Consider the following 23,232-nt stretch of genomic DNA (forward strand, 5'->3'; position numbering starts at 1 on the left):
TTCAGAGGTACTGGCCGGTGTTGTGGCCCTCGCCACCGGGCTGGCCCATGCCGGGCATGCCGGGGATCATCCCCCCGCCGGGACCGCTGGGCAGGGCGGGACGGCCACCGGAGCGCATCTGCTCGAGCTGCATCCGGGCGGCCATCTGCTGGGCCACCAGGGTGGCCTGGATGCCGTGGAAGAGCCCTTCCAGCCAGCCGACGAGCTGGGCGTGGGCGATCCGCAGCTCACCCTCGCTGGGCGCCTGGTCCTCGGCGAACGGCAGCGAGAGCCGTTCCAGCTCCTCGCGCAGCTCGGGGGCGAGGCCCTCCTTCAGCTCGACGATCGACCGCTGGTGGATCTCCCGCAACCGGTGCCGGCTGGCGTCGTCGAGCGGGGCGGCCTTGACCTCCTCCAGCAGCTGCTTGATCATGCTGCCGATCCGCATCACCTTGGCCGGCTGCTCGACCAGGCGGGTCGGGTCCTCGCCGGCCTCGTCGGTCTGCATCGTGCCGACCGGGCGGCCGTCCGGGCCGACCACGACCACGGTGCCCGACTGCCCGTCGGGGCGGCCCGGCTCGTCAGCTTGTCCAGTGGGGTGCGCTTCGGTCATGGCCCCATCTTTACCCACCCGCTCCCGTCGCACCCACCCGGACCTCCACCAGCCGCGCTACCGTCGCCGGCATGTCCCACGACCCCCGGGCGGTGCTCAGCCGCCCCGCCCCGCCGCCGGACCTGACCGTCGCCTACGGCGACCAGCCGGAGCAGCTCGTCGACCTGCGCCGCCCGGCCGGTGGTGGTCCGGTCCGGCCGCTGGTGGCGGTGGTGCACGGGGGCTTCTGGCGGGCCGAGTACGACCGCACCCACACCGGCCCGCTCGCCGCCGCCCTGGCTGAGGCGGGTTGGCCGGTGGCCCAGCTGGAGTACCGGCGCACCGGCCAGCCGGGCGGTGGCTGGCCGAACACGCTCACCGACGTCCGGGCCGGGGTGGCGGCGCTGCCCGGGTTGGTGGCGCATGCCCTGCCGGGGCTGGTCGCGCCGGGGCCGCCGCTGCTGCTGGGGCACTCGGCGGGTGGGCAGCTCGCGCTGCACGTGGCGGCGCACGCCCCGCAGGACGTGGCCGGGGTGCTGGCGCTGGCCCCGGTCGCCGACCTCGCCGAGGCGTACCGGCTGGGGTTGGATTCGGGGGCGGTGGCCGCGCTGCTCGGCGGCGGCCCGGTCGAACACCCGCAGCGGTACGCGGTGGCCGACCCCTGCCTTTCGGTGCCGCGACGGACACGGACGGTGATCCTGCACGGCGGCGGGGACCGCCAGGTGCCGGCCGCCCTGAGCAGGTCATATGCTGCCACCGCACGGGCCGTCGGTGCCCCGGTCACCCTCATTGAGCTGCCGGAATGCGAGCACTTCGGGTTGATCGACCCGCTCTCGGCGGCCTGGCCCCAGGTAAGGGCTGCGTTGCAGTCGCTGCTTGAAGATCAAGATCCATTGACGCAGGGTCGCCCACCAGGTAGAACGCCGGAGGGGCGGTGACGCCCGGCAATGCTCCCGGAAGGATTTCGGTGTCGCAGATGAACCGCAGGCGGGCCCTTCAACTGCTGGCCGCGCTCGGCACGACCGGACTCGTCGCCGCCTGCGGCACGGACGACACCGAGACGCCGGCCCCGGGCAAGCCGATCAAGATCGGGCTGATCCGGCCGGAGAACGGCGACGGGAAGTCGATCGGCATCGACATCGAGAACGGCTTCCAGCTCTTCCTGGCGATGAACGGGCAGCAGCTCGGCGGCCACCCGACGACGGTGGTGGCCGTCGACGAGGGCGACAACGCCAAGAGCGGCCAGGCCGCCGTCGACAACCTGCTCGCCCAGAACGTGCTCGCCATGACCGGCGTGGTCGACTCGACAGTGATGTCCGGCATCAGGGACGCGGTGGAGAAGGCCCGGGTGCCGCTGATCGGGTCCAACGCCTCCCCGCCCAGCCTGCAGAGCGTCGTCTACATCTGGCGGACGTCGTACGTGCTGGACGAGCCCGGCCGGGCGCTCGGGTCGTACCTGCGGCGAACACTTCCCACCGGAAGCCGGCTCGCCATCGTCGCCCCCGAGGGCACCGCCAGCCAGGACGTGATCAACGGCTTCCGGGACGGCTTCGGCACCGACGACCCCCGGATCATCGGTGACCCCATCCTCACCACCGCCAACCCCGCCCCCGGCGACAACGAGTTCCGCGCGCAGATCGACGAGGCGCTCAGCCGCCAGCCGGACGGGATCTTCTGCTTCTACTCCGGCACCGCAGGTGAGCAGTTCATCAGGCAACTGCGGCGCAGCCGCTGGTTCGGTGACATCTACGCGCCCGGCTTCCTGACCGAGGGCAACATCCTCACCGACCTGCGCTCGACCCTGGTCAACGCGGACGAGAGCCTCAAGGCCGGCACCATCCAGACCGCACTGAACTACTCGGCCGACCTGAACAACAACGCCAACCGGATCTTCGCCTCGGCCTACCGGAAGACCTACAACGTCTCGCCCACCACCTACGCGATGGCCTCGTACGACGCCGCGCAGGTGCTCGACAAGGCGATCCGGCTGGCCGGTGCCGAGCCGACCGCGCAGCAGGTCAACCTGGCGCTGGGCAAGATCGGTCAGATCGACAGCCCGCGCGGCCCGTGGCAGTTCAACCAGCCGCGTACCCCGCAGCAGAAGTGGTACCTGCGCAAGGTGCAGTTCGACGGGCGGCTGCTCTCCAACGTCCTGATCAACGAGATCGCCACCCTGGGCTGAGCCGGCCGGCCCCGGTCGGGCCGGCCACTCGTGGTGCCGACGCCGGTCAGGGGCGCAGCTCGGCGATGCAGCACTTGACGCTGCCGCCGCCCTTCTTCAGCTCGGCCAGCTCCACCGGGACCGGGGTGTAGCCGGCGGCCTTGAGCTTGCCGGCGAGCCGGGTCGCGTCGCTGTTGAGCACCACGTTCGCCCCGTCGCTGACCAGGTTCAGGCCGAAGGCGAGCGCGTCCTCGTCGTCGGCGAGCACCGCGTCGGGGAAGAGCTGGGCGAGCACCCGCTGGCTGGCTGCCGAGAACGCCCCCGGGAAGTACGCGACGTTGCCGTCGTCGATCGAGGCGAGCGCCACGTCCAGGTGGTAGAAGCGCGGGTCGACCAGGCGCAGCGACACCACCGGACGCCCCAGCGCCTCCTGTGCCTCGGCGTGCGCCGGCAGCTCGGTGCGGAACCCGTGCCCGGCGAGGATCAGCCCGCCGTGCGCCTCGGGCAGGTAGGCGAAGTCGCCCTCACCCTCGTTGGTCTCGCTCGGCGCGATGAAGTGCCAGCCGTGCTTCTGGTAGAACTCCCGGTGCGCGACGGCCTCGGCGGCCCGCTGCTCGTGCTTGAACTGCGCGCCGTAGACCGTCCCGTCCACCACGAAGGCGCCGTTGGCCGCGAAGACCATGTCCGGCAGCCCCGCCTGCGGGGTGAGCACGTGCACGTCGTGACCGAGGTCCACCAGCGTGTCCCGCAGCCGGTCCCACTGTTCGACGGCCAGTGCCACGTCGACGCCGACGGTGAGGTCCATCCACGGGTTGATGGCGTACTCGACCGCGAAGTGCTCCGGGGCACACATGAGATATGTCCGCTTTCGCGGCACACGCTGCTGGTTCACGGTGACCAAGGGTAGGTAGCGTAGAACTTTGGTAACAGCCAGAACCGTTGCTTCCCCGAGGCGGAACGTTGCAGATAGACGCGGTCGACCAGCGAATCATTGCGTTGCTCGTGGCGGACGCCCGAACCTCGTACGCGGACATCGGCGCCCGGGTGTCACTCTCCGCTCCGGCGGTCAAGCGACGGGTGGACCGGCTGCGGGCCACCGGGGTGATCCGGGGCTTCACCGCCGTGGTCGACCCGGCCGCCGTCGGCTGGACCACCGAGGCGTTCGTCGAGCTGTTCTGCGCCGGCCGGACCACACCCACCCAGCTCGGGGTGGCGGCCCGCCGGCACCCCGAGGTGGTCGGCGCGTACACCGTCTCCGGTGAGGCCGACGCGCTCGTACACCTGCGGGCCGCCGACATCTCCCACCTGGAGGAGGCGCTCGAACGCCTGCGGGCGGAATCGTTCGTCACCTCCACGCGGAGCACCATCGTGCTGTCCCGGCTGGTCGAGTCGCCAGGCGTCGGCCCGTCCACCCCCTGACACCGGCCGGGGGGCGGGCGGGCCGGCGCGCGCCTGCGGCCCGGCGCGCGGCGGTGGATCAGAGGTACATGCCGGTGCGGTGCCCGGTGTCGCCCCGGCTCGCCTTGTCGCCCTCACCGAAGAACCGCTTGCCGCCGAACTCGCCGTGCAACCGGTCGTCGAGTTCGTCGGCGAGCCCGGTCATCACCTGCACGGCCAGCATCAGGTGGGTGGCCTGGAAGTTGCGCCCGAAGACCGGGATGGACGCCCACACCGTGTCGTCGGCGCAGTACAACCGGCCGATCGGCATCCGGTTGGTCAGCTCGGAGAGCTTCACGTACAGCCGTTCCGTCGGCTCGACCTCGGTCAGCACCGGCGAGAAGACGTCCACCAGCGGTGGATTGTCCCGCACCCGGACGAAGACCATCGCCGACCCGGCCCGGATGTTGATGTCCCCGTCGGAGTCGATCTGAAGGTGCTCGGAGGTCGACTTGAGCATCGTCGACACCACCGTCCGGACCCGCTCGGGCAGGTCCAGCACCTCCTGATCTTCGCTCTGGGCGTTCGCGGCGGCGGCCAGCGCCTCGTCCAGGTCGGCCTCGACGTCCCGGTCGGGGCCGAACTCGCTGCGCGCGGTGCCGAGCGCCTCGATCGGCAACGGCTCCCCCTCGGCGTCCTGGCTGAGATAGACCAGGAAGGCCGGGTGCGGTGCGCCGTACACGTCGCGCAGGGTGCGGGAGAGCAACCCGGCCAGCCTGCTGGCGTCCCCGGTCGACCCGTCCAGGCCGAAGTGCTCGCCGGAGCCCGCCACCACGCCGGGCGGCGACCAGCCGAGCGCGATCATGTCGGCCACCGCGGCACGGTCCAGCCGGAAGCCCTGCGGCAGGGTGGCGTTGCCGACCGCCCGCGCGGACAGCCGTCCCTGCTCACCCACGGCCATACTGATCGAGTAGACGGCGTCGCCGGTGCCGGAGGCGGTCGGGTCCAGGGTCACTTCGAGCTGCGCCCCGGCGGGCAGCTCGCGCAGCCGTTCGGCGAGCGCCCGGGCGAACTCCCGCCACGCCTCGGTGACCTTGGCCCGCAGGTCCGCCGTGCTCGGCTCGTCCAGCAGGACCGACTCGTGGTGGTCGTGGTGCGCCGGCGCGGTGCCGGGCTGGTCACCGGTCGGCTTCGAGGGGTGGTCCGCCGTCATGATCGCCTCCGTCCGTCAAGGTCACCCTACCCAGGCGGGCCGGAGAACGAATCCACCGCGACCGGCATCGGACAACCCCACCGGTCGCCGTTCCCGCCGCCCGTCCCGCCCCGGGGCGCGGCGTACCGGATCGTGCGCCGGTCCGTGCCAGGTCGGTCAGGAGGCGGGGCGCCCGCCGCCCAGCTCCACCGGCCACTGGGCGGCCAGCCCGGTGAGCCGGGCCGCCGCCGCTGCCGGGTCCGCACCGCGTCCGACCGCCACCCCCAGCAGGTACGCGGTGACCGGCGCACCCGGCCGCAGCACCTGGTGCGCGACGTCCCTGGCCAGGTCCAGCACCATCGGCACCGACACCTCGGCCGGGTCGAGACCCAGCTCGGCGCAGGCAGCCGTCACCCAGTCGTCCAGCACGGTCATCGCGTCCACTCCTCCGCCCGGCGTACGTCGGAGTCAGTGTCGCAGTCGAACCACGGTGGCGGACCGGCAGCGGACCAGGCCAACTCGCGTACGGTCAACTCCCCCAGCAGTTCCCGCATGGACGCCCCGGCGAGCGCGGCCGCCTGCCCGGCTCTGCCGGCGTCCTCGGCGCTCGCGGGGTTCCCGGCGCTGGCGGACCCGTCGGCCCCGGCGGCGGGCCCGGAGCGGCGGGCGGCGACCCGGTCCAGCGCGGCGCGTAGCGCCGGCACCCGCCACACCCCGCACAGCGGCTGGCGTCGCCCCCGGTCGTCGACCAGGCAGACGCCGTCCGCCGCCGCCGGACCGGATTCGGCGGCGAGCGTGTCGAGCAGCGCGCCGACGGCCGGGCGGGTGAGCAGCGGCAGGTCGGCGGCGAGCAGGGCGACGATCGCCGGGCCGGGACCGAGCAGGGCCAGCCCGGCGGACGTGGCGGCCACCGGCCCCCCACCGGCCGGTTCCTCCCGGGTCACCAGGACGTCGGCCGGCAGCGCCCCACCCGGCCCGACCACCACCCGGGGTACGGCGTCGGCGACGGCGGCGAGCACCCGGTCCCGCATCGGCCGGCCGTGCACCGGCACCGCCGGCTTGTCCCGCCCACCCATCCGGCGGGCCGCCCCACCGGCCAGCACCACCGCCGCGTACGCCGTCACCCGGCCACGGTAGCCGCCCTGCTCCCCTCCGGCCGGCCGCCGTGATCCGGGTGGCGCGGCGTCCCCGGCCCCGTCGGCGTCCCCAGCGGCACGGGGTTGCCGGGTGGGCGCGGTGGGGCCGCAGCCAGGGTGGTCAGCGTGCGGGGGGCCGGGCGGGCGGGGCAGGATGGCGGGATGGGACGGGCCACTGACCGGCGGAGCGTGCTCCGGATCGACCTCGACGCGGCGGACGACGCCCAGGTGGCGCTGCGCCGGCCGGACACGCTCGCCGTGGAGGAACCGCTGGAGATCCGGGTCGGCCCCGGCGGGCCGGGTCGACGCCGCCCGCTGGCGGTGACCATGCGTACCCCCGGGGACGACCTCGACCTGGCCATCGGCTTCCTGCTGACCGAGGGGCTGATCCGCGGCGACGCCGACGTGCACACCGCCCAGCTCTGCTCCGGGGTGGAGACACCCAACACGTACAACGTGGTCGACGTGGTGCTCTCCCCCGGTGTGCCGGCACCGGCGACGGACCCGGCGCGCAACTTCTACACCACCAGCTCCTGCGGGGTGTGCGGGAAGGCCAGCATCGACGCGATTCGGACCCGGTCCCGGTTCACCGTCACCGACGACCCGCTCACCGTGCCGGCGAAGCTGCTGGCGGAGCTGCCCGACCGGCTGCGCGCCGCGCAGCGCGCCTTCGACCGCACCGGCGGCCTGCACGCGGCGGGCCTGTTCACCCCCGATGGCGAACTGGTGGTGCTGCGCGAGGACGTCGGCCGGCACAACGCGGTGGACAAGGTGGTCGGCTGGGCGGTCCGGCAGCGACGGCTGCCGCTGTCCGGACACCTGCTGATGGTGTCCGGCCGGGCGAGCTTCGAGCTGACCCAGAAGGCGTGGATGGCCGGGCTGCCGCTGCTGGCGGCGGTCTCCGCGCCGAGCACCCTCGCCGCCGACCTGGCCGACGAGGCGGGGCTGACCCTGGTCGGCTTCCTCCGGGGACGGACCATGAACGTCTACACCGGCACCCACCGCGTCACCCCCTGACCCGCCTGCGGTCGGCGCGGAGTCGTCAGGCGTGGGGCGTGATCGTGGAGACTTCTTGTCGCTGGGGCCGCAACAACTCTCCACAATCCACCGGCAACCGTTCCCGGCCCCGGTAGCGGGGGAGGGATCAGCGGGAGGGCGGGCGGACCCAGGTGAGGAAGCGGTCGGTCACGTCGATCCGGCGACCGTTGTCGAGCTGCGTCAGGTGTTCGGTCGCCTCCACCGACCACCCGGTGAGCAGGGCGAGCAGTCCGGGCAGGTCGTCGCCGTACCGCGCGAGGAGGGCGAGTTTCGCCTCCCCGCACGGCCACGGGTTCGCATCGACCCGGCACAGCCAGATCGGCCGCAGCGGCGTGTGCCGGCCGGGCAACGCCCCGGTCACCGCGTCCCCACCGGCCTGAGCCGCCGCCCCCGGCCACCCTGCGGGAGCGGCACCCCTGCCGGCCGGTCCGGCTGCGCGAGCCGGCGCGCGCCCGCCGGCATCAGGAACAGGGTCCGCCGCCGGACCGCGTCGCCTGCGGCATTCAGCTCGTACGCGTCGATCCAGACCCAACCGTGGTACGTGTGCCAGTCGGCCAGCACCCGGATGACCCGGACCATGATCGGCCGGATGAACTGCACACTGGCGGTACGCGACAGGTGCAGCACGTCTCCCGACCTGACCTCCGGCCCGGTCACCGGGGCCCCTGGTTCCGGCCATACGCCCAGCGGGGTGCCGGCACGACGCCTGTCATCCGCCCCGGCCCCCGGTACGGCGGCACGAACGGCCCGATCGGGCCGGGGACGATCGGGCGCGCGGGCGGCCCGGGATCGGGTACGGGTTCGGGGCGGGGTGCGGGCTTCGGGCTCGGGGCGGGGTTCGGCTTCTCCCTGGGCACGGCGTCTCCTCTGTGTCGGTGCGGCCGCATCGGCGTATCCGCGTCGATACATCCGCGCGGTGTGGAGGAGGGGCCGGCCGCCCTTCCACGGCCGGTCCCTCCGGCAGACGCCGCCGCCAGCTCTCGACCGCTACCGACAGCGCCGCCCCGGTGACACTCTGGTGTGGAGGTCACTAGGCTCGGAAGGTACGACGAACGTTCGGGCTGAGCCGGATGAGGAACCGCCGACGAGGTGGCGGCATGAATAGTCGATCTTCAGATTGGGGCGCCGTGTATGGCTGACGTACCAGATCCGCTCGCCGATTTCGTCGTTGCCGAGATCCGCCGTGCCCGGGGTGCCGCCGGTATGACGCAGGAGGCGTTCGGGCGGGGTGCCGGCTTCAGCGCGTCGCACGTCAGTGCCGTCGAGGGTGGCACCCGGGCGCTGACCCTGGATTTCATCAAGGGAGCTGACCGGGCGCTCAGCACCGGCGGGCTCTTCGAGCGGCTGGTGAGCAAGCTCGGCACGCCGTCGTGGTTCCTGCCCTGGCTCGACGCCGAACGCAACGCGACCCAACTCAGGTACTTCGAGCCGAACCTGATTCCCGGCCTACTACAAACCGAGGCCTACGCCCGCGCGGTGCTTCGAACTGTCGACAGCCTCACCGACGACGAGGTGGAGCAGCGGGTGTCGGCACGAATCGACCGACAGAGAATTCTGACCGGCGGGCATCCTCCGCAATTGGTGGCGGTGCTCGACGAGAGGGCGATACGCCTCGCCGGAGAGGGCTTCGGTGTCGTCATGGGGCAGCAGATCACGCAACTCATCGCCAGGGCAGAACTGCCGCATGTTCATGTGCACGTCATCCCGGCAGTCACCGGGCTGCATGTCGGACTGTCCGGGCCGTTCGCTCTGGCGCGCTCCGCCGGTGGGGTGTGGGTCGGGCACCTGGAGAACCAGCTTGGCGGCGTTGTGGTCGACAAGGATGATGAGTTGGCTACGCTCCAAGCGCGGTGGGAGAACGTCCGGAACGAGGCCCTTCCGCGTCGGCAGTCCATCGATCTGTTGAAGGAAGTTGGGAGCCAACATGGACCTCAGTAACGCCACGTGGCGGAAGTCCACCCGCAGCGGTGCGAGCGGTGGGAACTGCGTCGAGGTTGCCGACAACCTTCCTGGCGCGGTCGCCGTACGGGATTCCAAGGACCCGGACGGGCCGGCCCTGACGTTCGCCCCGACCTCATGGCGCGCGTTCGTCGCCGGGTTGGCCGATCGCGCCTGACCGACCTACTCGGCGAGGTGCCTGCTCCGAGCCCGGGGCAGCCACCGCACGCCAGCTACCAGGAACGCGTAGACGTTCGGCGGTCTCCCGTTTCCCTCGCGGCGCCGGAACACTGCCTACGCGTCGCCAAAGACGCTCCTGGATGGGGAATCTGAGCCACCAGCCCAGAGACCGGCATCTGACCGAAAGCCTGCGAGAGGGGACAACCCGTGAGACTGACTGATGCGCGGTGGCGGAAGTCCACCCGAAGTGGCACCAGCGGCGGGAACTGTGTCGAGGTTGCCGACAACCTTCCCGGTGCGGTCGCCGTGCGGGACTCCAAGGACCCGCACGGGCCGGCCCTGACGTTCGCCCCGACCTCATGGCGCACATTCGTCGCCGGGTTGCCCGATCGCGCCTGACCGACCTGCCGGCGAATGCCTGCCCCGAGGTCCGGGGCAGGCATTTCGCGTCAGGAAACGACCCGGCATCCCAGGTCTGAACTACCCGACCCGGTCGGTGGATAGCATGGGCGGCTGTCAATCCGGCCAGGTGTCGACCGTGTCCGTCCCAACACCATGCCGCTGACAGCCGTATTCCTGTCAGGCATGAATATGACTGCGAGGCATATCCCTCTCAGGGACCACATAGCCCCGACCATCCCCACTGACAGTGACCCTGCTGCCGGCCGGGCCAGCGAGGCCCGCCGGACCGGCGGATCAGCGGGGGCGGCGCAGCCGCCCGGTCAGCGGGGGCGGCGGGGCCGGCGACGACGGCGGCGTAGCACTTCCGGCTCGGTCACGGCCGGCCATCCGTCCAGGTCGGACGGCGGAACACCGCGCCTCAGCAGATCGTCGAGGAGCCGGGCGAGGGTGTAGTCGGGGCGAATGGCCAGCGCCCGCTCCAGGGCCACGGCGGCGAGCGCACCCTGGCCGGCCCGCCAGGCGGCGAAGGCGAGCAGGCAGGCGGGGGCGGGGACCAACTCCTCCTCGGCGCGGCGCAGTACCTCGCTCCACAGGGCGATGTCTTCCTCCCGGCCGTCGGTGCGTTCCCACGCGTGGTCGCGTACCGGCAGGTGGGTCAGGAGCAGGGTCAGCCAGGCCACCTCGTCGTCGGTGAGCCGGTCGCCGCGCCGGTGCCGGCGTTGCGCCTGGCGTACCGCGGTGGTGCCGGCCCTGCGGATGGTCCGCTCGCCGGACTCGTCGGTGTCGGGGGCCGCCTCCAGCAGTCCCAGCAGGCGGCGTTCGGCCCGGTCACCGGCCCGGCGCAGGGCGGCCCGGTCGATGCCCCCGGCGGGGGCGATCCGGGCGGCGAGTGCCGCCCGGTCGGGCAGCGCCACCTGACCGGCGTAGACCGCGGCGGCGGCGACCTGGCTGGCATCCGGGTCGTACGGGGTGCCGTCGGGCGGGCAGCAGTCCGGCGCTTCGCAGAGGTAGGACCAGTAGCGGCGACCGGTCACCCGCAGCGCGTCGAGCACGGGCAGGTCGAGGTCGGCCAGCGCCGATCGGACGGCGTCCACCGCCGGGGTGACCCGTTCGGGCGGGCCGAACCCGACGACGGTGGTGGATTCGGCGTCCTGCCGGCCGATCACGTCGCCGAGATGTCGGGCCGGCAGGGCCGGGTCGGTGCCCGGTCCGGGCAGGTCGGCGCGGGCGGCGAAGACGATCCGCCGGCCCCGCATCGCCACCACCACGATGCTGTCGACGGGGTGGAAGCCGATCAGGTACGGCACGGCGGTGATCAGGTCTGCGGGCGAGCGGACGGTGAGCCGGGGGCGGTCGGTCGCGTTCATGTCCGGCAGCGTGCGGCGGGCGGCCACAGCGCCGACAGGCCCTGTGGACGACACGCGAGTTATCCACAGATACGGAGAGTGTTGATGCAGGTCACCGCCATCCGGCAGGCGACGCGGCCCACCGGGGTCGGTCCGAGCGGCTACCTTGCGCTCATGGACCTGGCGTACCTGCGGGCGCACCCGGAGCACCTGCCCACCTTCCTGACCCACCAGCGCATCCGGGAGACCCCGGTGGCGGGCGGGGACAGCTGCGTGGCCTCCCGGTTGACCCTGGACGACGGCCACTCGGTCTTCACCAAGACCTGGCCGGAGCGGGCCGGGCGCCCCGTCCCGGCGGGCTTCTTCGACACCGAGGCCGCCGGGCTGCGCTGGCTGCGGGAGGCCGGCGCGGTGGCCGTACCGGAGGTGGTGGTGGCGCTGCCGGAGCTGTTGGCGCTCGACTGGGTCGACCCCGGCGAGCCGACGCCCGAGGCGGCCGAGCGGTTCGGCCGGGAGCTGGCCGGCACGCACCGGGCCGGCGCGGACCGGTTCGGGGCGGCCTGGCCCGGGTTCATCGGCACTCTCGCGCAGGACAACACCCCCGACGACGGGCCCTGGCCGGAGTGGTTCGCCAGGCGACGGCTCCTGCCGTACCTGCGGATGTCGGTCGACGGCGGTGCCCTCGACGGCCCGGACGCCGCGCTGGTCGAGCAGGTGGTGACGCGGATCGGCGAGTTCGGCGGCGACGAGCCGCCGGCCCGGCTGCACGGCGACCTGTGGCCGGGCAACCTGCTCTGGGGCACGGACGAGCGGGTGTGGCTGGTCGACCCGGCGGCGCACGGCGGGCACCGGGAGACGGACCTGGCCCAGTTGGCGCTCTTCGGTGGTCCGCCGCATTGCGACCGGATCATGGCCGGCTACCGGGAGGCGTGGCCGCTGGCCGACGGGTGGCGGGAACGGGTGCCACTGCACCAACTGCACCTGCTGCTGGTGCACACCGCGCTGTTCGGCGGGGCGTACCGCGATGCGGTCGTCGGTGCCGCCCGAGCGGCGCTGCGGGGCGTCGGCCGCGCTACGGTCGACGGGTGACCGCCGCCCCGACGACCGCCGGCGTCCTCGTCGACCGGTACGGCCGGATCGCCCGGGACCTGCGCGTGTCGCTGACCGACAAGTGCAACCTGCGCTGCACCTACTGCATGCCCGCCGAGGGGCTGCCCTGGCTGGCCGGGCCGCAACTGCTCACCGACGAGGAGATCGTGCGGCTGGTCCGGGTCGCGGTGCAGCGGCTCGGGGTGACCGAGGTGCGGTTCACCGGGGGAGAGCCGCTGATCCGGCCGGGGCTGGTCGGCATCGTCGCCGCCGTGGCCGCGCTCACCCCCCGCCCCCGGATCTCGTTGACCACCAACGGTCTCGGCCTGGACCGGCTCGCCCCGGCACTGCGCGACGCCGGGCTGGACCGGGTGAACGTGTCGTTGGACACCCTGGATGCCGCCCGGTTCGCCGCGTTGACCCGGCGGGACCGGCTGGCCGACGTGCTCGCCGGGCTGGCCGGGGCCGCCGCCGCCGGGCTCACCCCGGTGAAGGTCAACGCGGTGCTGATGCGCGGGGTCAACGACGACGAGGCACCGGCGTTGCTGCGGTTCGCCCTCGACCACGGCTACGAGCTGCGGTTCATCGAGCAGATGCCGTTGGACGCCCAGCACGGCTGGGACCGGGCCACGATGGTCACCGCCGACGAGATCCTGACGTCGCTGGCCGCCGGGTTCGACCTCACCCCCGACCCGGCGCACCGGGGTGCCTCCCCGGCCGAAACCTGGCTGGTGAGCGGCGGGCCGGCCCGGGTCGGGGTGATCGGCACGGTGACCCGGCCGTTCTGCGGCGACTGCGACCGGACCCGGCTCACCGCCGACGGTCAGCTCCGCAACTGCCTGTTCGCCACGGAGGAGTCCGACCTGCGTGGCGCGCTGCGGGCCGGTGCGGACGACGCCGACATCGCCCGCCGCTGGCAGGCCGCCACGGCGGTCAAACGGGCCGGGCACGGCATCGACGACCCGACGTTCCTGCAACCCGTCCGGCCCATGTCGGCGATCGGAGGCTGAGGTGGACCTCACCGTCCGGTACTTCGCCGGGGCGCGGGCCGCAGCCGGCCGCAGCGAGGAGACCGCATCCGCCGGCCGGCCGCTCGACGAACTGCTCGGTGAACTCGCGCACCGGCACGGCCCCCGGCTGGCCGCGGTGCTCCAGGTGGCGAGTTTCCTGGTCGACGGCGTGGCCTGCCATGATCGTCAGGCACCGTTGCCGGCCGGGGCCACGATCGACGTGCTGCCTCCCTTCGCGGGCGGCTGAGAAAGGGCTGCCGTGTTGGCGATTCTGGGGTTCGTGGGCACGATCGGCCTGATCACCGGCCTGATCCACTTCTACCTGTGGAAGCGGCTGGTCAAGGACACCACCGGGCCGGGCCGGTGGCGGCGGGTCGGCACTGTCGTCGCGCTGGTGCTGGCGGTGCTCGTCCCCGCGACGATGGCCGGCACCCAGGTCGCCGGGGCGTTCTGGCTGGCCTGGCCCGGTTACCTCTGGCTCGCGGTGATGTTCTACCTGCTGATCGTCCTGCTGGTGCTGGAGGTGCCGATGGCGGTGGCCCGGTTGGTGCTGCGCCGCCGCAGCGCCGCCGCCGAGGCGACCACCGCCGCCCCGGAGCCGGCGCTGGTCGGTGCGGCCGGCAGCGCCGACCCGCCGGCCGCCGAGGCGGTGGACCGCCCCGACCACGACGAGTCCCGCCGGTTGCTGCTCGCCCGGGGGGCCGCGATCTTCGCCGGTCTCACCGCCGCCGGCATCACCGGGTACGGGGTCCGCACCGCGGTGGGTCCACCGCAGCTCGACCGGGTGCGCATCCCGCTGGCGAAGCTCCCCCGCAGCATGGACGGCCTGCGCATCGCCACCGTGTCCGACATCCACCTCGGCCCGTTGCGCGGTCGGGCGCACACCGAGCGGATCGTCGCGATGATCAACCGACTGGACGCCGACCTGGTCGCGGTCGTCGGTGACCTCGTCGACGGGTCGGTCGCCGAGTTGGGCGAGGCCGCCGAACCGCTGCATGACCTGCGTTCCCGCTACGGCAGCTTCTTCGTCACCGGCAACCACGAGTACTACTCCGGGGTCGAGGAGTGGGTGGCCGAGGTCGACCGGCTCGGCCTGCGGGTCCTGCAGAACGAGCGGCAGGAGATCCGGGCCCGGGGCGGGGTGCTCGACCTGGCCGGGATCAACGACGTCACCGCCGACGGCACCGGCGTCGCCGGCCCCGCCGACTTCACCGCCGCGCTCGGCGGCCGGGACGCCAGCCGCCCGGTGGTCCTGCTCGCCCACCAGCCGGTCGCCGCCCGCGAGGCGGCGAAGTTCGGCGTCGACCTGCAACTGTCCGGGCACACCCACGGTGGGCAGCTCGCGCCGTTCAACCTGGCCGTCAAGCTCCAGCAGCCGGTGGTCTCCGGCCTCGGTGAGGTCGACGGCACCAAGGTCTACGTCACCAACGGGGCCGGTTTCTGGGGTCCACCGGTCCGCGTCGGCGCACCGCCGCAGGTGACCCTGGTCGAGCTACGCGCCCCGTGACCTGCCGGATGACTCCACGGCCCGGCCCATACCGCGTCCGGGCGGCGGAGTCCAGCACCGGATTGCACTCCTCACGCGTACGCGTGGCGGCAGGCGGGTAGTGGACCAGCCGTGACAGGATGCGGCGTGCCTCCGTTCAGCGCCGCTCCCCCTGGTGGCGTCCCGCCGTTCGTCGCGGACCTGCACATCCACTCGAAGTACTCCCGCGCGTGCAGCCGCGACCTCACCCTGCCCAACCTCGGTTGGTGGGCCCGACGCAAGGGCATCGGGGTGCTCGGCACCGGGGACTTCACCCATCCCGCCTGGTACGACCACCTGCGGGAGACCCTGCAACCGGCCGAGCCCGGCCTGTACCGGCTCGGCCCGGAGGCCGAGGCGGACATCGCCAGGCGACTACCACCCCGGCTGGCCGACGCGGCAAAGGCCGACCCGGTCCGGTTCATGCTGAGCGTGGAGATCTCCACCATCTACAAGCGGGACGACCGGACCCGCAAGGTGCACCACCTGATCTACCTGCCCGACCTCGACGCGGTGGCCCGGTTCAACACCGCGCTGGGCCGGATCGGCAACCTCGGCTCGGACGGCCGGCCGATCCTCGGCCTGGACTCCCGGGACCTGCTGGAGATCACCCTTGATGCGAGTCCGGACGGTTACCTGGTGCCGGCGCACATCTGGACGCCGTGGTTCTCCGCACTCGGCTCGAAGTCCGGCTTCGACGCGATCGCCGACTGCTACGCCGACCTGGCCGAGCACGTCTTCGCGGTGGAGACCGGGCTCTCCTCCGACCCGGCGATGAACTGGCGGGTCGGCAGCCTGGACCGCTACCGGTTGGTCTCCAACTCCGACGCGCACTCCCCGCCGGCCCTGGCCCGGGAGGCCACCGTCTTCTCGTCGGCCCGTGACTACTTCGCCATCCGGGACGCGCTGCGGACCGGTGACGGGCTGGCCGGGACGATCGAGTTCTTCCCCGAGGAGGGCAAGTACCACGCCGACGGGCACCGGCTCTGCGGCGTCAACTGGGCGCCGGAGCGGACCCGGGCGGCCGGCGGGCGCTGCCCGGAGTGCGGCAAGCCGTTGACCGTGGGAGTGCTCAGCCGGGTCGAGGAGCTGGCCGACCGGCCGGACGGGCACCGCCCGGAGCACGCCCGCGACGTGACCCACCTGGTGCCGCTGGCCGAGATCCTCGGTGAGATCAACAAGGTGGGGCCCCGGTCCAAGAAGGTCGAGGGGAAGCTCAACGAGCTGGTAGCCGCGCTCGGCCCGGAGTTGGAGATCCTCACCCGTACCCCGGTCGACGAGATCAGCCGGGTGGGCGGGGAACTGCTCGGCGAGGGCATCGGCCGGTTGCGCCGGGGCGACGTGCGCCGGGTCCCCGGCTTCGACGGCGAGTACGGCGTGATCACCCTCTTCGACCCCGCCGAGCTGGGCGGGGCCGCCGGTTCCGGGCAGGAGACGCTGTTCGACGTACCGGTGCCGGCGCAGCGCAGGCCGACGGAGCCGGCGGCGAAACCGAAGGCCAAGCGGCCGGCGGCGGTGAAGGCCGAGCCGAAGCCGAAGCCCGCGCCGACCCCGCCGCCGCCACCGATCGCCTCGACCCCCTCGCCGCACGAGCCGTTCGAGCCGATGCTCGCCGGGATGGAGGAGGTCGGCACCGGCCTGCTCGACCGGCTGGACGCGATGCAGCGGGTGGCCGCCTCCGCGCCCGGCGGCCCGCTGCTGATCGTGGCCGGGCCGGGCACCGGCAAGACCCGCACGCTGACCCACCGGATCGCCTACCTCTGCGCCGAGCTGAACGTCTTCCCCGAACAGTGCCTGGCGATCACCTTCACCCGGCGGGCCGCCGAGGAGCTGCGGCACCGGCTCGACGGCCTGCTCGGCCCGGTCGCCGAGGACGTCACCGTCGGCACCTTCCACTCGCTCGGGCTTGCCATCCTGCGGGAGAACGCCGCCGCGGCCGGCCTGCCGGAGGGGTTCCGGATCGCCGACGACGCCGAGCGTGCCGCCGCCCGGACGGAGGCCGGCGACGACCCGGCCCGCTACACCGCGCTGCTGCGCAAGCAGGACCTGGTCGACCTGGACGAGTTGCTGACCCTGCCGGTCGCGCTGCTCAAGGGCGACAGGAAGCTGGTCCGGGACTACCGGGAACGCTGGCGGTGGATCTTCGTCGACGAGTACCAGGACGTCGACGCCGTGCAGTACGACCTGCTGCGGCTGCTCAGCCCCGCCGACGGCAACCTCTGCGCGATCGGTGACCCGGACCAGGCGATCTACTCGTTCCGGGGCGCCGACGTCGGCTACTTCCTGCGCTTCTCCGAGGACTTCACCGACGCCCGGCTGGTCCGGCTCAACCGCAACTACCGCTCGTCCGCGCCGATCCTGGCCGCCGCCGTCCAGGCCATCGCGCCGTCGTCGCTGGTCCGGGGCCGCCGGCTCGACCCGGCCCGGCTCGACCCGGAGGCCCCGCTGGTCGGCCGCTACCCGGCGGCGTCCGTCGCCGACGAGGCCGACTTCGTGGTACGCACCGTCGACGACCTGGTCGGCGGCCTGTCCCACAGGTCGTTGGACTCCGGACGCATCGACGGCCGGTCCACCAGTCTGTCCTTCTCCGACATCGCGGTGCTCTACCGCACCGACGCGCAGGCCGCCCCGATCGTGGACGCCCTGGCCAGGGCCAACATCCCGGTGCAGAAGCGGTCGCACGACCGGCTCCGGGACCGGCCCGGTGTCCTGGCGATCGCCCGGGAGCTGCGGCACGCCGACGGCTCCACCGGTGGGCTGCCCGCCCGGGTCCGGGCCGCCGGCCAGGTGCTCGCCGAACGGTTCGCCGCCCCCACCCTGGACGCCGCCGGCACCGTACGCCCCGAGGACGTCCGGACCGCCGTCGACCTGCTAGCCCCGCTGGCCCGACGCTGCGGCGACGACCTGGAACTCTTCCTCTCCCAACTCGCCACCGGGGCCGAGGTGGACGCGTTGGACCCGCGCGCCGAGGCGGTCACCCTGCTCACCCTGCACGCCGCGAAGGGGCTGGAGTTCCCGGTGGTCTTCCTGGTCGGCGTCGAGGACGGTCTGCTGCCGCTGCGCTGGCCCGGCTCGACACCCGACGACGACGCGATCGCCGAGGAGCGGCGGCTCTTCTTCGTCGGGCTGACCCGCGCGCAGGACCGCCTCTACGTCAGCCACGCGGCCCGCCGGGTCCGGCACGGAACGGAACGCGACTGCCGACCGTCTCCGTTCCTCGACGTGGTCGACCCTGGTCTGTTCGAACGGTTCGGCGAGGCCGAGCCACGCCGCCCCAAGGACCGTCAGCTCCGCCTGATCTGACTGCCCGTAGACCGACGGCCCGTCGACCGACCTACGGGGTCGAGGTAGCGGTATCCGCCCGCGCTGATACCGCTTGCTGCGTGACGTTGCGGTCCGCCGGGCCGCCCCGCCTAGCCGACCCCGCCGGGCCGGCGGGCCGGTCAGGCGAGAAGGACGGCGAGCCAGACGCCGGTGAGCAGGGCCGGGCCGAACGGCAGGGCGGTGTCCCGGCGTACCCGGCCGGCGACCAGCAGCGCCAGCACCAGCACCCCGTTGAGCAGGTGCGGCAGCAGCAGACCGAGCCAGAGGGTGGGCCAGCCCAGCCAGCCCAACGGCAGGCCGAGCACCGCCGCCAGTTTCACGTCACCGAAGCCGAGCCGGGACCGGGGCAGCAGCGCCAGCACGACGTACAGGAGGAAGGAGAGCGCGGCACCGGCCAGCGCGAGCGCCAGACGGCCGGGAGTGCCGGCGGCGACGGCGGCCACGGTCAGCGCGGTGCCGCCGCCGAGCGCGGCCACCCCGACCAGCGGGTCGGGCAGGCGGAGGCTGGTCAGATCCACCACCGCCAGCACCACCCCCACCGCCGCCACCAGCAGGAACGCCGGCAGTGCCGGCTCCGGACCACGCGCGGCGGCCAACCCGCCGCAGACCACCGCCCCCAGCACGACCGGAGGCGTGCCGCGCCCGGGTCCCCTGGCCGCCGGGGGAGCGGCCCGCCCGGCCTGCGGCGGTCGCGGGGGCGCGGACGGTGGGAAGGCGCAGGCGATGCGGGGTGCGGCGAGGCCGGCCAGCGCACCGAGCGCCGCCGCCATGGTCACCAGGCCGGTCGACGCCCCGGTCATCGTGGCTCCGGGCAGCAGGCCGCCGGGCTCCGTACGGCCGGCGGCAGGCCGGAGCGCGCGCTCGGGATCAGCCTGCCGGAGCGCGCGCTCGGGATCAGCCTGCCGGGGCGCGCGCTCGGGGTCGGCGGGCCGAGGGGCACGGCCGTCGACGTTACCGGCGGGACGGCTCCAGGACCGCCCCGTCGACCACCGGCCGGCGGGGCCGCTCGGTGGTCACCACCAGCGCCACACCTGCGACGATCACCGCGCCGCCGAGCAGCACCTGGCCGGTCACCGGCTCGGCGACCAGCAGCGCGCCGAGCGCCACCGCCACCACCGGATTGACGTACGCGTAGGTGGCGGCCAGCGAGATGGGGGCGTTCGCCAGCAACCAGACGTACGCGGTGAAGGCCACCAACGACCCGGCCACCAGCAGATACGTCAGCGCCAGCCAGGACCGGGTGGTGACCTGCCCCGGGGAGAACCCGCGCAGCTCACCCCGGGCCAGCGACAGCACGAACAGGGCCACCGCCCCGGCGACCATCTCGTAGACGGTGGCGACGAACGGATCGGCGGGCATCCGCAGCCGGTTGGACAGGAACGACCCCACCGACCAGCAGACCGCCCCCGCGACCACGGTCAACGCCCCGACCAGCGGCACCGCACCGGACCCGCCCCGGGGGAGCACCAGCAGCACCAGCCCGAGGAAGCCCAGCGTCACCCCGGCGAACGTCCACCCCGGTGGTCGGTCCCCGGTGACCGTACGGAGCAGCACCACCAGCAGCGGAACGGTCGCCACCAGCAGCGCGGCGATCCCCGACGGCACCGCCACCCCGGACGGACCGGATTCGGCGAGCACCACCAGGCCGTTGCCGCCAGCCAGGAGCAGCACCCCGACCAGTGCGGCGGAACCGAGCTGCCGGCGGTCGACCCGTAGCGCGCCCCTGCCCCGTCGCAGCCGCAGCACGACCGCCAGCACCAGCGCGGCACCGCCGAACCGGGTGGCGGCCGACCCGAGCGGCGGCATCGACTCCACCACGACCCGGATGCCGAGGTACGTGGAACCCCACAGCACGTAGACGAGAATCAGTGCCGTCCAGATCAGGGCTGGTCGGGCGGGTGTCGCGGCCGAGGGAGATGAGGTCATCGCAGGACCACGCTACGGTGACCACGTCGGTGGCGTCTTCCGGATAACCGGCATCTCGGCACGCGGGAGGACGGGCATGGCGAACTACGGACCACCGGGGGGCTCCCCGGAACCGTGGGGTGGGCAACGCCCGGACGACCGTTGGAGCCGTCCCGCACCGGAGCAGCCCCCGACCGTGCCGTCGCAGCCGTCCGGCCACCCGTCGTACGACCCGTCGTACCGGCAGTCGGAGGCGTACGGTTCGGCAGATCCGTACGCGGTCAGCGGGCCGGCGGCGTACCCGGATGCTCCGACGCCGGGGCGCGGTCGTGGTCCGCTGGTCGCGGTGCTGGTCGTACTCGCGGTGCTGGTCGTCGGCGGTGGCGTCCTGTGGTACCTGCTGGGTGACGACGACGGATCACCGTCCACGACCGGGGCCGTCCTGCCGACGACACCGGTCGAGCCGGACGGGGCGACCTCCGGTCCGACAGCCACCACGCCCGCTCCCGCCTCGTCGGCCGACCCCCGGTTCGTCAAGGCGGGCCAGTGCGTCCGCAACGAGGGCCCGGCCGGTGGCAAGCCCAAACTGCTGATCACCGCGTGCGCTCCGAAGACCTACGAGGTGCTCCGCCGTTTCGACGGAGCGACCAGTGGTGAAAGGGACGCCGAGGCGAAGTGCGGCGTGGTGGAGGGCTACACCAACTGGTACTTCTTCGACAGCGAGCTGGACACCCTCGACTTCGTCCTCTGCCTGAAGCAGCGCTGAGCCCACCCCTGGAGAGAGATTGTCAACCTTCGGCCCACCCGACTCCGGCCGTCCCGACAAGGAACACCGGCCCACGGCTTCCGAGTCCGAGCCACCCACCGAGCCCTTCGGCTCCGAGCCGCCCACCGCGCCGATCTCCCCGGAACCAGCGACGGAACCCATCGACCGGTCCGACCCCGAACCGCCGACCGCGCCCCTCGCACAGGCCGACCCCGAACCGCCGACCGCGCCCCTCGCACAGGCCGACCCCGAACCGCCGACCGCGCCCCTCGCACAGGCCGAGCCGGAGCCGCCGACCGCGCCCCTCGGCCGGTCTGAGCCGGAGCCGCCGACCGCACCTCTGGCCGGGGCCGCGTCCGGGGGAGGCGCGGCTGACGCGGACACGCCGACGGCGTCGATCCCGTCGGAGCCGGACGACGCGCCGACCGCTCCCTTCGCCCGTGACCAGGACGAGGCACCCACCGCGCCGACCGCCCCGGTCCCACCGACCGCCGACGACACGCCGACCGCGCCGATCTCGTCGCCGCCCCCGCACCCGGCCGACGAACCGCCGACCGCTCCCGTTGCGGCCGACCCCGACGACCAACCGACCGCGCTCATCACAGGCAGCCCTGACGACCAGCCGACCGCGCTGATCACGGGTGGACCGGACGACCAGCCGACGGCGATGCTGTCCGCCGGACAGGTCCCGACGGGCCAGGACGACGAGCCCACCGCCGTGTCGACCGGGCAGGTCGCCGGGTCGGCGGGGTCGACGGCCGCACCCGACACCGCCCCGGGCGAGGCGGCAACCGAGCCGATCCGGGCGCAGGACCCGGAGCCACCGACCGTGCCCGTGTCGCGGGAGGCGGACGAGCCGGCCACGGCCCCCGTACCGGCGGTGGAGGAACCCCCGACCTCCCCCCTGGCCGCGTCACCCCCGGAGCCACCGACCGCGCCGATCTGGGCCGGTACGGACGACGCACCGACCACGGCGCTGCGCAGCGAGCCGCCGACGGCCCCCGTGACCGGTGATGCGGCAACCACCCCGATCGCCACGTCGCCGGAACCGCCGACCACCCGGCTGCCGCCGGTGTCGGGAGCCGCCCAGCCGGCCCCGCCAGCACCGGCCGGCGGCTACTCCCCGACCACGCAGATGCCCGCGTCGACCGGCGGGTACTCCCCGACCACGCAGATGCCGGCATCGGAGGCTCCCCAGCCCCCACCCACCTCGGGAGCGGGTTACCCGCCACCGCCGACCTCGGGGGCGAGCTACCCGCCACCGCCCACGTCAGGGGCGAGCTACCCACCGCCCCCCACCTCGGGAGCCGGCTACCCGCCACCGCCGACCTCGGGGGCCGGCTACCCGCCGCCGGACACCTACCTGCCGCCGACCGGTCAGCCGGCGGCGTCCTCGGAGGCCGGTTACCCGCCACCGGGGCCGTTCCCGCCCGCCGGGCCGACGGCCGCGCCGGCAGCGGGCGCGTTCTCCGCACCGGCCTCGCCACCACCGACGGGCCACTCCGGTCAGGCCGCGCCACCACCGTCGCCCGGGTTCCCCGGAGCGACCGCGCCGACGTCCGGCTACCCGGGGCAGTCGACCCCGGCACCGTCCTCCGGATTCCCGGGACCCGCCGCGCCCACGTCCGGCTATCCCGGTCAGGCTGCGCCGGGCTTCCCGGGACAGCAGCCGCCGGGCTTCCCGGGGCAGCCCGGGCCGGGGTATCCGCCCCCGCCGCCGGCGAAGGGGCGGGGCGGCCGGATCGCGCTGATCCTCGGGCTGGTGGTGGTTCTGCTGCTCTGCGCGTGCCTCGGGGTGGGCGGCTGGTTCTTCCTGGCCGCAAAGGACGGCGACGAGCCGGCGACCCCGACGGGCAGCTCCGCCACTCCCACCGAGAACGGGCCGACGCAGGCCAGCCCGACGGACGCGCCGGAGCCGACCGGGGAACCGACGACGGCCGAGCCGACCCCCACGCCGACCAGGGCGGCGCAGATCGTCCGGGGCGACTGCGTGGTCAACGACGGTACGGCCAGCGACGCCGAGCTGCGCAAGGTGCCGTGCGGCCCGAACACCTACGAGGTGCTGCTGCGCATTCCCGCGTCCACGAACGGGGAGCGGTGCCGGTCGTTGGCGCCGGAGTCGAACGCCAACTACGTGCACGACAACTCGGTCGACCTCTTCGACTACGTGCTCTGCCTGCGCAAACGAAGCTGAACAGGAAAGTATGGGGCTGTCTAGCGTGGATGCTAGACAGCCCCATATTCCGGTCGAGGGTGGGTCGGCGACACGCCG

At 73.7% G+C, this 23,232-nt stretch carries 24 protein-coding genes; 14 read left to right on the forward strand and 10 right to left on the reverse strand.

Annotated elements, in window-relative coordinates; translation table 11 throughout:
• Position 1: 1 nt before the first annotated feature.
• Positions 2 to 592, reverse strand: a complete 591-nt coding sequence (locus ACN268_RS21620) for a bacterial proteasome activator family protein (protein ID WP_421484758.1) — start codon at positions 590 to 592, stop codon at positions 2 to 4.
• Between the two features lie 71 nt (positions 593 to 663).
• Between ACN268_RS21620 and ACN268_RS21625 the strand changes: the two genes are divergently transcribed.
• Both ACN268_RS21625 and ACN268_RS21630 read left to right on the forward strand, forming a co-directional pair.
• Positions 664 to 1,509, forward strand: coding sequence for an alpha/beta hydrolase family protein (locus ACN268_RS21625; RefSeq protein ID WP_421484759.1), 846 nt, complete (start codon positions 664 to 666; stop codon positions 1,507 to 1,509).
• 29 nt (positions 1,510 to 1,538) lie between these two features.
• The gene (locus ACN268_RS21630) at positions 1,539 to 2,753 is read left to right on the forward strand and encodes an ABC transporter substrate-binding protein (protein ID WP_421484760.1); all 1,215 of its coding nucleotides are present in this window, start codon (positions 1,539 to 1,541) and stop codon (positions 2,751 to 2,753) included.
• 46 nt (positions 2,754 to 2,799) lie between these two features.
• Here ACN268_RS21630 and ddaH read toward each other — a convergent pair whose 3' ends face one another.
• Positions 2,800 to 3,633: a dimethylargininase gene (gene ddaH, locus ACN268_RS21635; protein WP_421484761.1), complete on the reverse strand. Its 834-nt coding sequence runs from the start codon at positions 3,631 to 3,633 to the stop codon at positions 2,800 to 2,802.
• A gap of 59 nt (positions 3,634 to 3,692) precedes the next feature.
• Here ddaH and ACN268_RS21640 point away from each other — a divergent pair, with 59 nt between their 5' ends.
• Positions 3,693 to 4,151, forward strand: a complete 459-nt coding sequence (locus ACN268_RS21640) for an Lrp/AsnC family transcriptional regulator (protein ID WP_204925468.1) — start codon at positions 3,693 to 3,695, stop codon at positions 4,149 to 4,151.
• Positions 4,152 to 4,209: 58 nt separating this feature from the next.
• Here the strand turns inward: ACN268_RS21640 and ACN268_RS21645 are convergent, their stop codons facing one another.
• The 3 genes from ACN268_RS21645 to mobA form a co-directional block, all read right to left on the reverse strand.
• Positions 4,210 to 5,322 (reverse strand): T3SS (YopN, CesT) and YbjN peptide-binding chaperone 1, encoded by a 1,113-nt coding sequence (locus ACN268_RS21645; protein ID WP_421484762.1) that lies wholly within the window; start codon positions 5,320 to 5,322, stop codon positions 4,210 to 4,212.
• 156 nt (positions 5,323 to 5,478) lie between these two features.
• The gene (locus ACN268_RS21650; protein WP_421484763.1) at positions 5,479 to 5,736 is read right to left on the reverse strand and encodes a DUF6457 domain-containing protein; all 258 of its coding nucleotides are present in this window, start codon (positions 5,734 to 5,736) and stop codon (positions 5,479 to 5,481) included.
• On the reverse strand, positions 5,733 to 6,425 hold the full coding sequence (gene mobA, locus ACN268_RS21655) for a molybdenum cofactor guanylyltransferase (RefSeq protein ID WP_421484764.1): 693 nt from the start codon (positions 6,423 to 6,425) through the stop codon (positions 5,733 to 5,735). Before mobA ends, ACN268_RS21650 begins: the two co-directional genes overlap by 4 nt.
• 174 nt (positions 6,426 to 6,599) lie before the next feature.
• Here mobA and fdhD point away from each other — a divergent pair, with 174 nt between their 5' ends.
• Positions 6,600 to 7,454, forward strand: a complete 855-nt coding sequence (gene fdhD / locus ACN268_RS21660; RefSeq protein ID WP_421484765.1) for a formate dehydrogenase accessory sulfurtransferase FdhD — start codon at positions 6,600 to 6,602, stop codon at positions 7,452 to 7,454.
• Between the two features lie 127 nt (positions 7,455 to 7,581).
• On the opposite strand, the gene ACN268_RS21665 is transcribed toward fdhD, so the two are convergent.
• Together ACN268_RS21665 and ACN268_RS21670 are read right to left on the reverse strand one after the other, a co-directional pair.
• Positions 7,582 to 7,836, reverse strand: a complete 255-nt coding sequence (locus tag ACN268_RS21665; protein ID WP_421484766.1) for a flavin reductase — start codon at positions 7,834 to 7,836, stop codon at positions 7,582 to 7,584.
• Positions 7,833 to 8,132, reverse strand: a complete 300-nt coding sequence (locus tag ACN268_RS21670; protein WP_421484767.1) for a hypothetical protein — start codon at positions 8,130 to 8,132, stop codon at positions 7,833 to 7,835. The genes ACN268_RS21665 and ACN268_RS21670 overlap by 4 nt, the downstream gene beginning before the upstream one ends.
• A gap of 474 nt (positions 8,133 to 8,606) precedes the next feature.
• On the opposite strand from ACN268_RS21670, the gene ACN268_RS21675 reads away from it, so the two are divergent.
• The 3 genes from ACN268_RS21675 to ACN268_RS21685 all read left to right on the forward strand — a co-directional run bounded on the left by ACN268_RS21675 (position 8,607) and on the right by ACN268_RS21685 (position 9,992).
• Entirely contained in the window at positions 8,607 to 9,413 is an 807-nt protein-coding gene (locus ACN268_RS21675) for a helix-turn-helix domain-containing protein (RefSeq protein ID WP_421484768.1), read from the forward strand.
• Positions 9,400 to 9,591, forward strand: a complete 192-nt coding sequence (locus ACN268_RS21680; RefSeq protein ID WP_421484769.1) for a DUF397 domain-containing protein — start codon at positions 9,400 to 9,402, stop codon at positions 9,589 to 9,591. The genes ACN268_RS21675 and ACN268_RS21680 overlap by 14 nt, the downstream gene beginning before the upstream one ends.
• A 209-nt stretch (positions 9,592 to 9,800) precedes the next feature.
• On the forward strand, positions 9,801 to 9,992 hold the full coding sequence (locus tag ACN268_RS21685; protein ID WP_421484770.1) for a DUF397 domain-containing protein: 192 nt from the start codon (positions 9,801 to 9,803) through the stop codon (positions 9,990 to 9,992).
• Between the two features lie 323 nt (positions 9,993 to 10,315).
• On the opposite strand, the gene ACN268_RS21690 is transcribed toward ACN268_RS21685, so the two are convergent.
• Positions 10,316 to 11,362, reverse strand: a complete 1,047-nt coding sequence (locus ACN268_RS21690) for a DUF4192 domain-containing protein (RefSeq protein WP_421484771.1) — start codon at positions 11,360 to 11,362, stop codon at positions 10,316 to 10,318.
• A gap of 153 nt (positions 11,363 to 11,515) precedes the next feature.
• Between ACN268_RS21690 and ACN268_RS21695 the strand changes: the two genes are divergently transcribed.
• The 5 genes from ACN268_RS21695 to ACN268_RS21715 all read left to right on the forward strand — a co-directional run bounded on the left by ACN268_RS21695 (position 11,516) and on the right by ACN268_RS21715 (position 18,268).
• Complete coding sequence (locus ACN268_RS21695; protein ID WP_421486953.1) at positions 11,516 to 12,430, forward strand: fructosamine kinase family protein; 915 nt, start codon at positions 11,516 to 11,518, stop codon at positions 12,428 to 12,430.
• Entirely contained in the window at positions 12,427 to 13,440 is a 1,014-nt protein-coding gene (gene moaA, locus ACN268_RS21700) for a GTP 3',8-cyclase MoaA (protein WP_421484772.1), read from the forward strand. The genes ACN268_RS21695 and moaA overlap by 4 nt, the downstream gene beginning before the upstream one ends.
• Position 13,441: 1 nt before the next feature.
• Positions 13,442 to 13,687: a MoaD/ThiS family protein gene (locus ACN268_RS21705; RefSeq protein ID WP_421484773.1), complete on the forward strand. Its 246-nt coding sequence runs from the start codon at positions 13,442 to 13,444 to the stop codon at positions 13,685 to 13,687.
• Between the two features lie 12 nt (positions 13,688 to 13,699).
• Positions 13,700 to 14,947 carry a metallophosphoesterase gene (locus tag ACN268_RS21710; RefSeq protein ID WP_421484774.1) on the forward strand — a complete coding sequence of 416 codons (1,248 nt, stop codon included), beginning with the start codon at positions 13,700 to 13,702 and terminating at the stop codon, positions 14,945 to 14,947.
• Between the two features lie 126 nt (positions 14,948 to 15,073).
• Entirely contained in the window at positions 15,074 to 18,268 is a 3,195-nt protein-coding gene (locus ACN268_RS21715) for a UvrD-helicase domain-containing protein (protein WP_421484775.1), read from the forward strand.
• A gap of 140 nt (positions 18,269 to 18,408) precedes the next feature.
• Here the strand turns inward: ACN268_RS21715 and ACN268_RS21720 are convergent, their stop codons facing one another.
• Both ACN268_RS21720 and ACN268_RS21725 read right to left on the reverse strand, forming a co-directional pair.
• Complete coding sequence (locus ACN268_RS21720) at positions 18,409 to 19,089, reverse strand: prepilin peptidase (RefSeq protein WP_421484776.1); 681 nt, start codon at positions 19,087 to 19,089, stop codon at positions 18,409 to 18,411.
• A 151-nt stretch (positions 19,090 to 19,240) separates the two neighbouring features.
• Positions 19,241 to 20,215, reverse strand: coding sequence for an EamA family transporter (locus ACN268_RS21725; protein WP_421484777.1), 975 nt, complete (start codon positions 20,213 to 20,215; stop codon positions 19,241 to 19,243).
• 76 nt (positions 20,216 to 20,291) lie between these two features.
• Between ACN268_RS21725 and ACN268_RS21730 the strand changes: the two genes are divergently transcribed.
• Together ACN268_RS21730 and ACN268_RS21735 are read left to right on the forward strand one after the other, a co-directional pair.
• Positions 20,292 to 20,960 carry an LppU/SCO3897 family protein gene (locus tag ACN268_RS21730; RefSeq protein WP_421484778.1) on the forward strand — a complete coding sequence of 223 codons (669 nt, stop codon included), beginning with the start codon at positions 20,292 to 20,294 and terminating at the stop codon, positions 20,958 to 20,960.
• Between the two features lie 1,747 nt (positions 20,961 to 22,707).
• Positions 22,708 to 23,154 (forward strand): LppU/SCO3897 family protein, encoded by a 447-nt coding sequence (locus ACN268_RS21735; protein WP_421486954.1) that lies wholly within the window; start codon positions 22,708 to 22,710, stop codon positions 23,152 to 23,154.
• The last annotated feature ends 78 nt before the right edge of the window (positions 23,155 to 23,232 follow it).

It is taken from the genome of Micromonospora sp. WMMD735, from assembly GCF_049178995.1.
Lineage (GTDB): Bacteria > Actinomycetota > Actinomycetes > Mycobacteriales > Micromonosporaceae > Micromonospora > Micromonospora wenchangensis.

What these genes read in the sequence shown, in the direction of transcription:
- ACN268_RS21620 (WP_421484758.1), bottom strand. Translation starts at nt 592, where the DNA reads ATGACCGAAGCGCACCCCACTGGACAAGCTGACGAGCCGGGCCGCCCC.
- ACN268_RS21625 (WP_421484759.1), top strand. Translation starts at nt 664, where the DNA reads ATGTCCCACGACCCCCGGGCGGTGCTCAGCCGCCCCGCCCCGCCGCCG.
- ACN268_RS21645 (WP_421484762.1), bottom strand. Translation starts at nt 5,322, where the DNA reads ATGACGGCGGACCACCCCTCGAAGCCGACCGGTGACCAGCCCGGCACC.
- ACN268_RS21650 (WP_421484763.1), bottom strand. Translation starts at nt 5,736, where the DNA reads ATGACCGTGCTGGACGACTGGGTGACGGCTGCCTGCGCCGAGCTGGGT.
- fdhD (WP_421484765.1), top strand. Translation starts at nt 6,600, where the DNA reads ATGGGACGGGCCACTGACCGGCGGAGCGTGCTCCGGATCGACCTCGAC.
- ACN268_RS21675 (WP_421484768.1), top strand. Translation starts at nt 8,607, where the DNA reads ATGGCTGACGTACCAGATCCGCTCGCCGATTTCGTCGTTGCCGAGATC.
- ACN268_RS21680 (WP_421484769.1), top strand. Translation starts at nt 9,400, where the DNA reads ATGGACCTCAGTAACGCCACGTGGCGGAAGTCCACCCGCAGCGGTGCG.
- ACN268_RS21690 (WP_421484771.1), bottom strand. Translation starts at nt 11,362, where the DNA reads ATGAACGCGACCGACCGCCCCCGGCTCACCGTCCGCTCGCCCGCAGAC.
- ACN268_RS21695 (WP_421486953.1), top strand. Translation starts at nt 11,516, where the DNA reads ATGGACCTGGCGTACCTGCGGGCGCACCCGGAGCACCTGCCCACCTTC.
- ACN268_RS21720 (WP_421484776.1), bottom strand. Translation starts at nt 19,089, where the DNA reads ATGACCGGGGCGTCGACCGGCCTGGTGACCATGGCGGCGGCGCTCGGT.
- ACN268_RS21725 (WP_421484777.1), bottom strand. Translation starts at nt 20,215, where the DNA reads ATGACCTCATCTCCCTCGGCCGCGACACCCGCCCGACCAGCCCTGATC.
- ACN268_RS21730 (WP_421484778.1), top strand. Translation starts at nt 20,292, where the DNA reads ATGGCGAACTACGGACCACCGGGGGGCTCCCCGGAACCGTGGGGTGGG.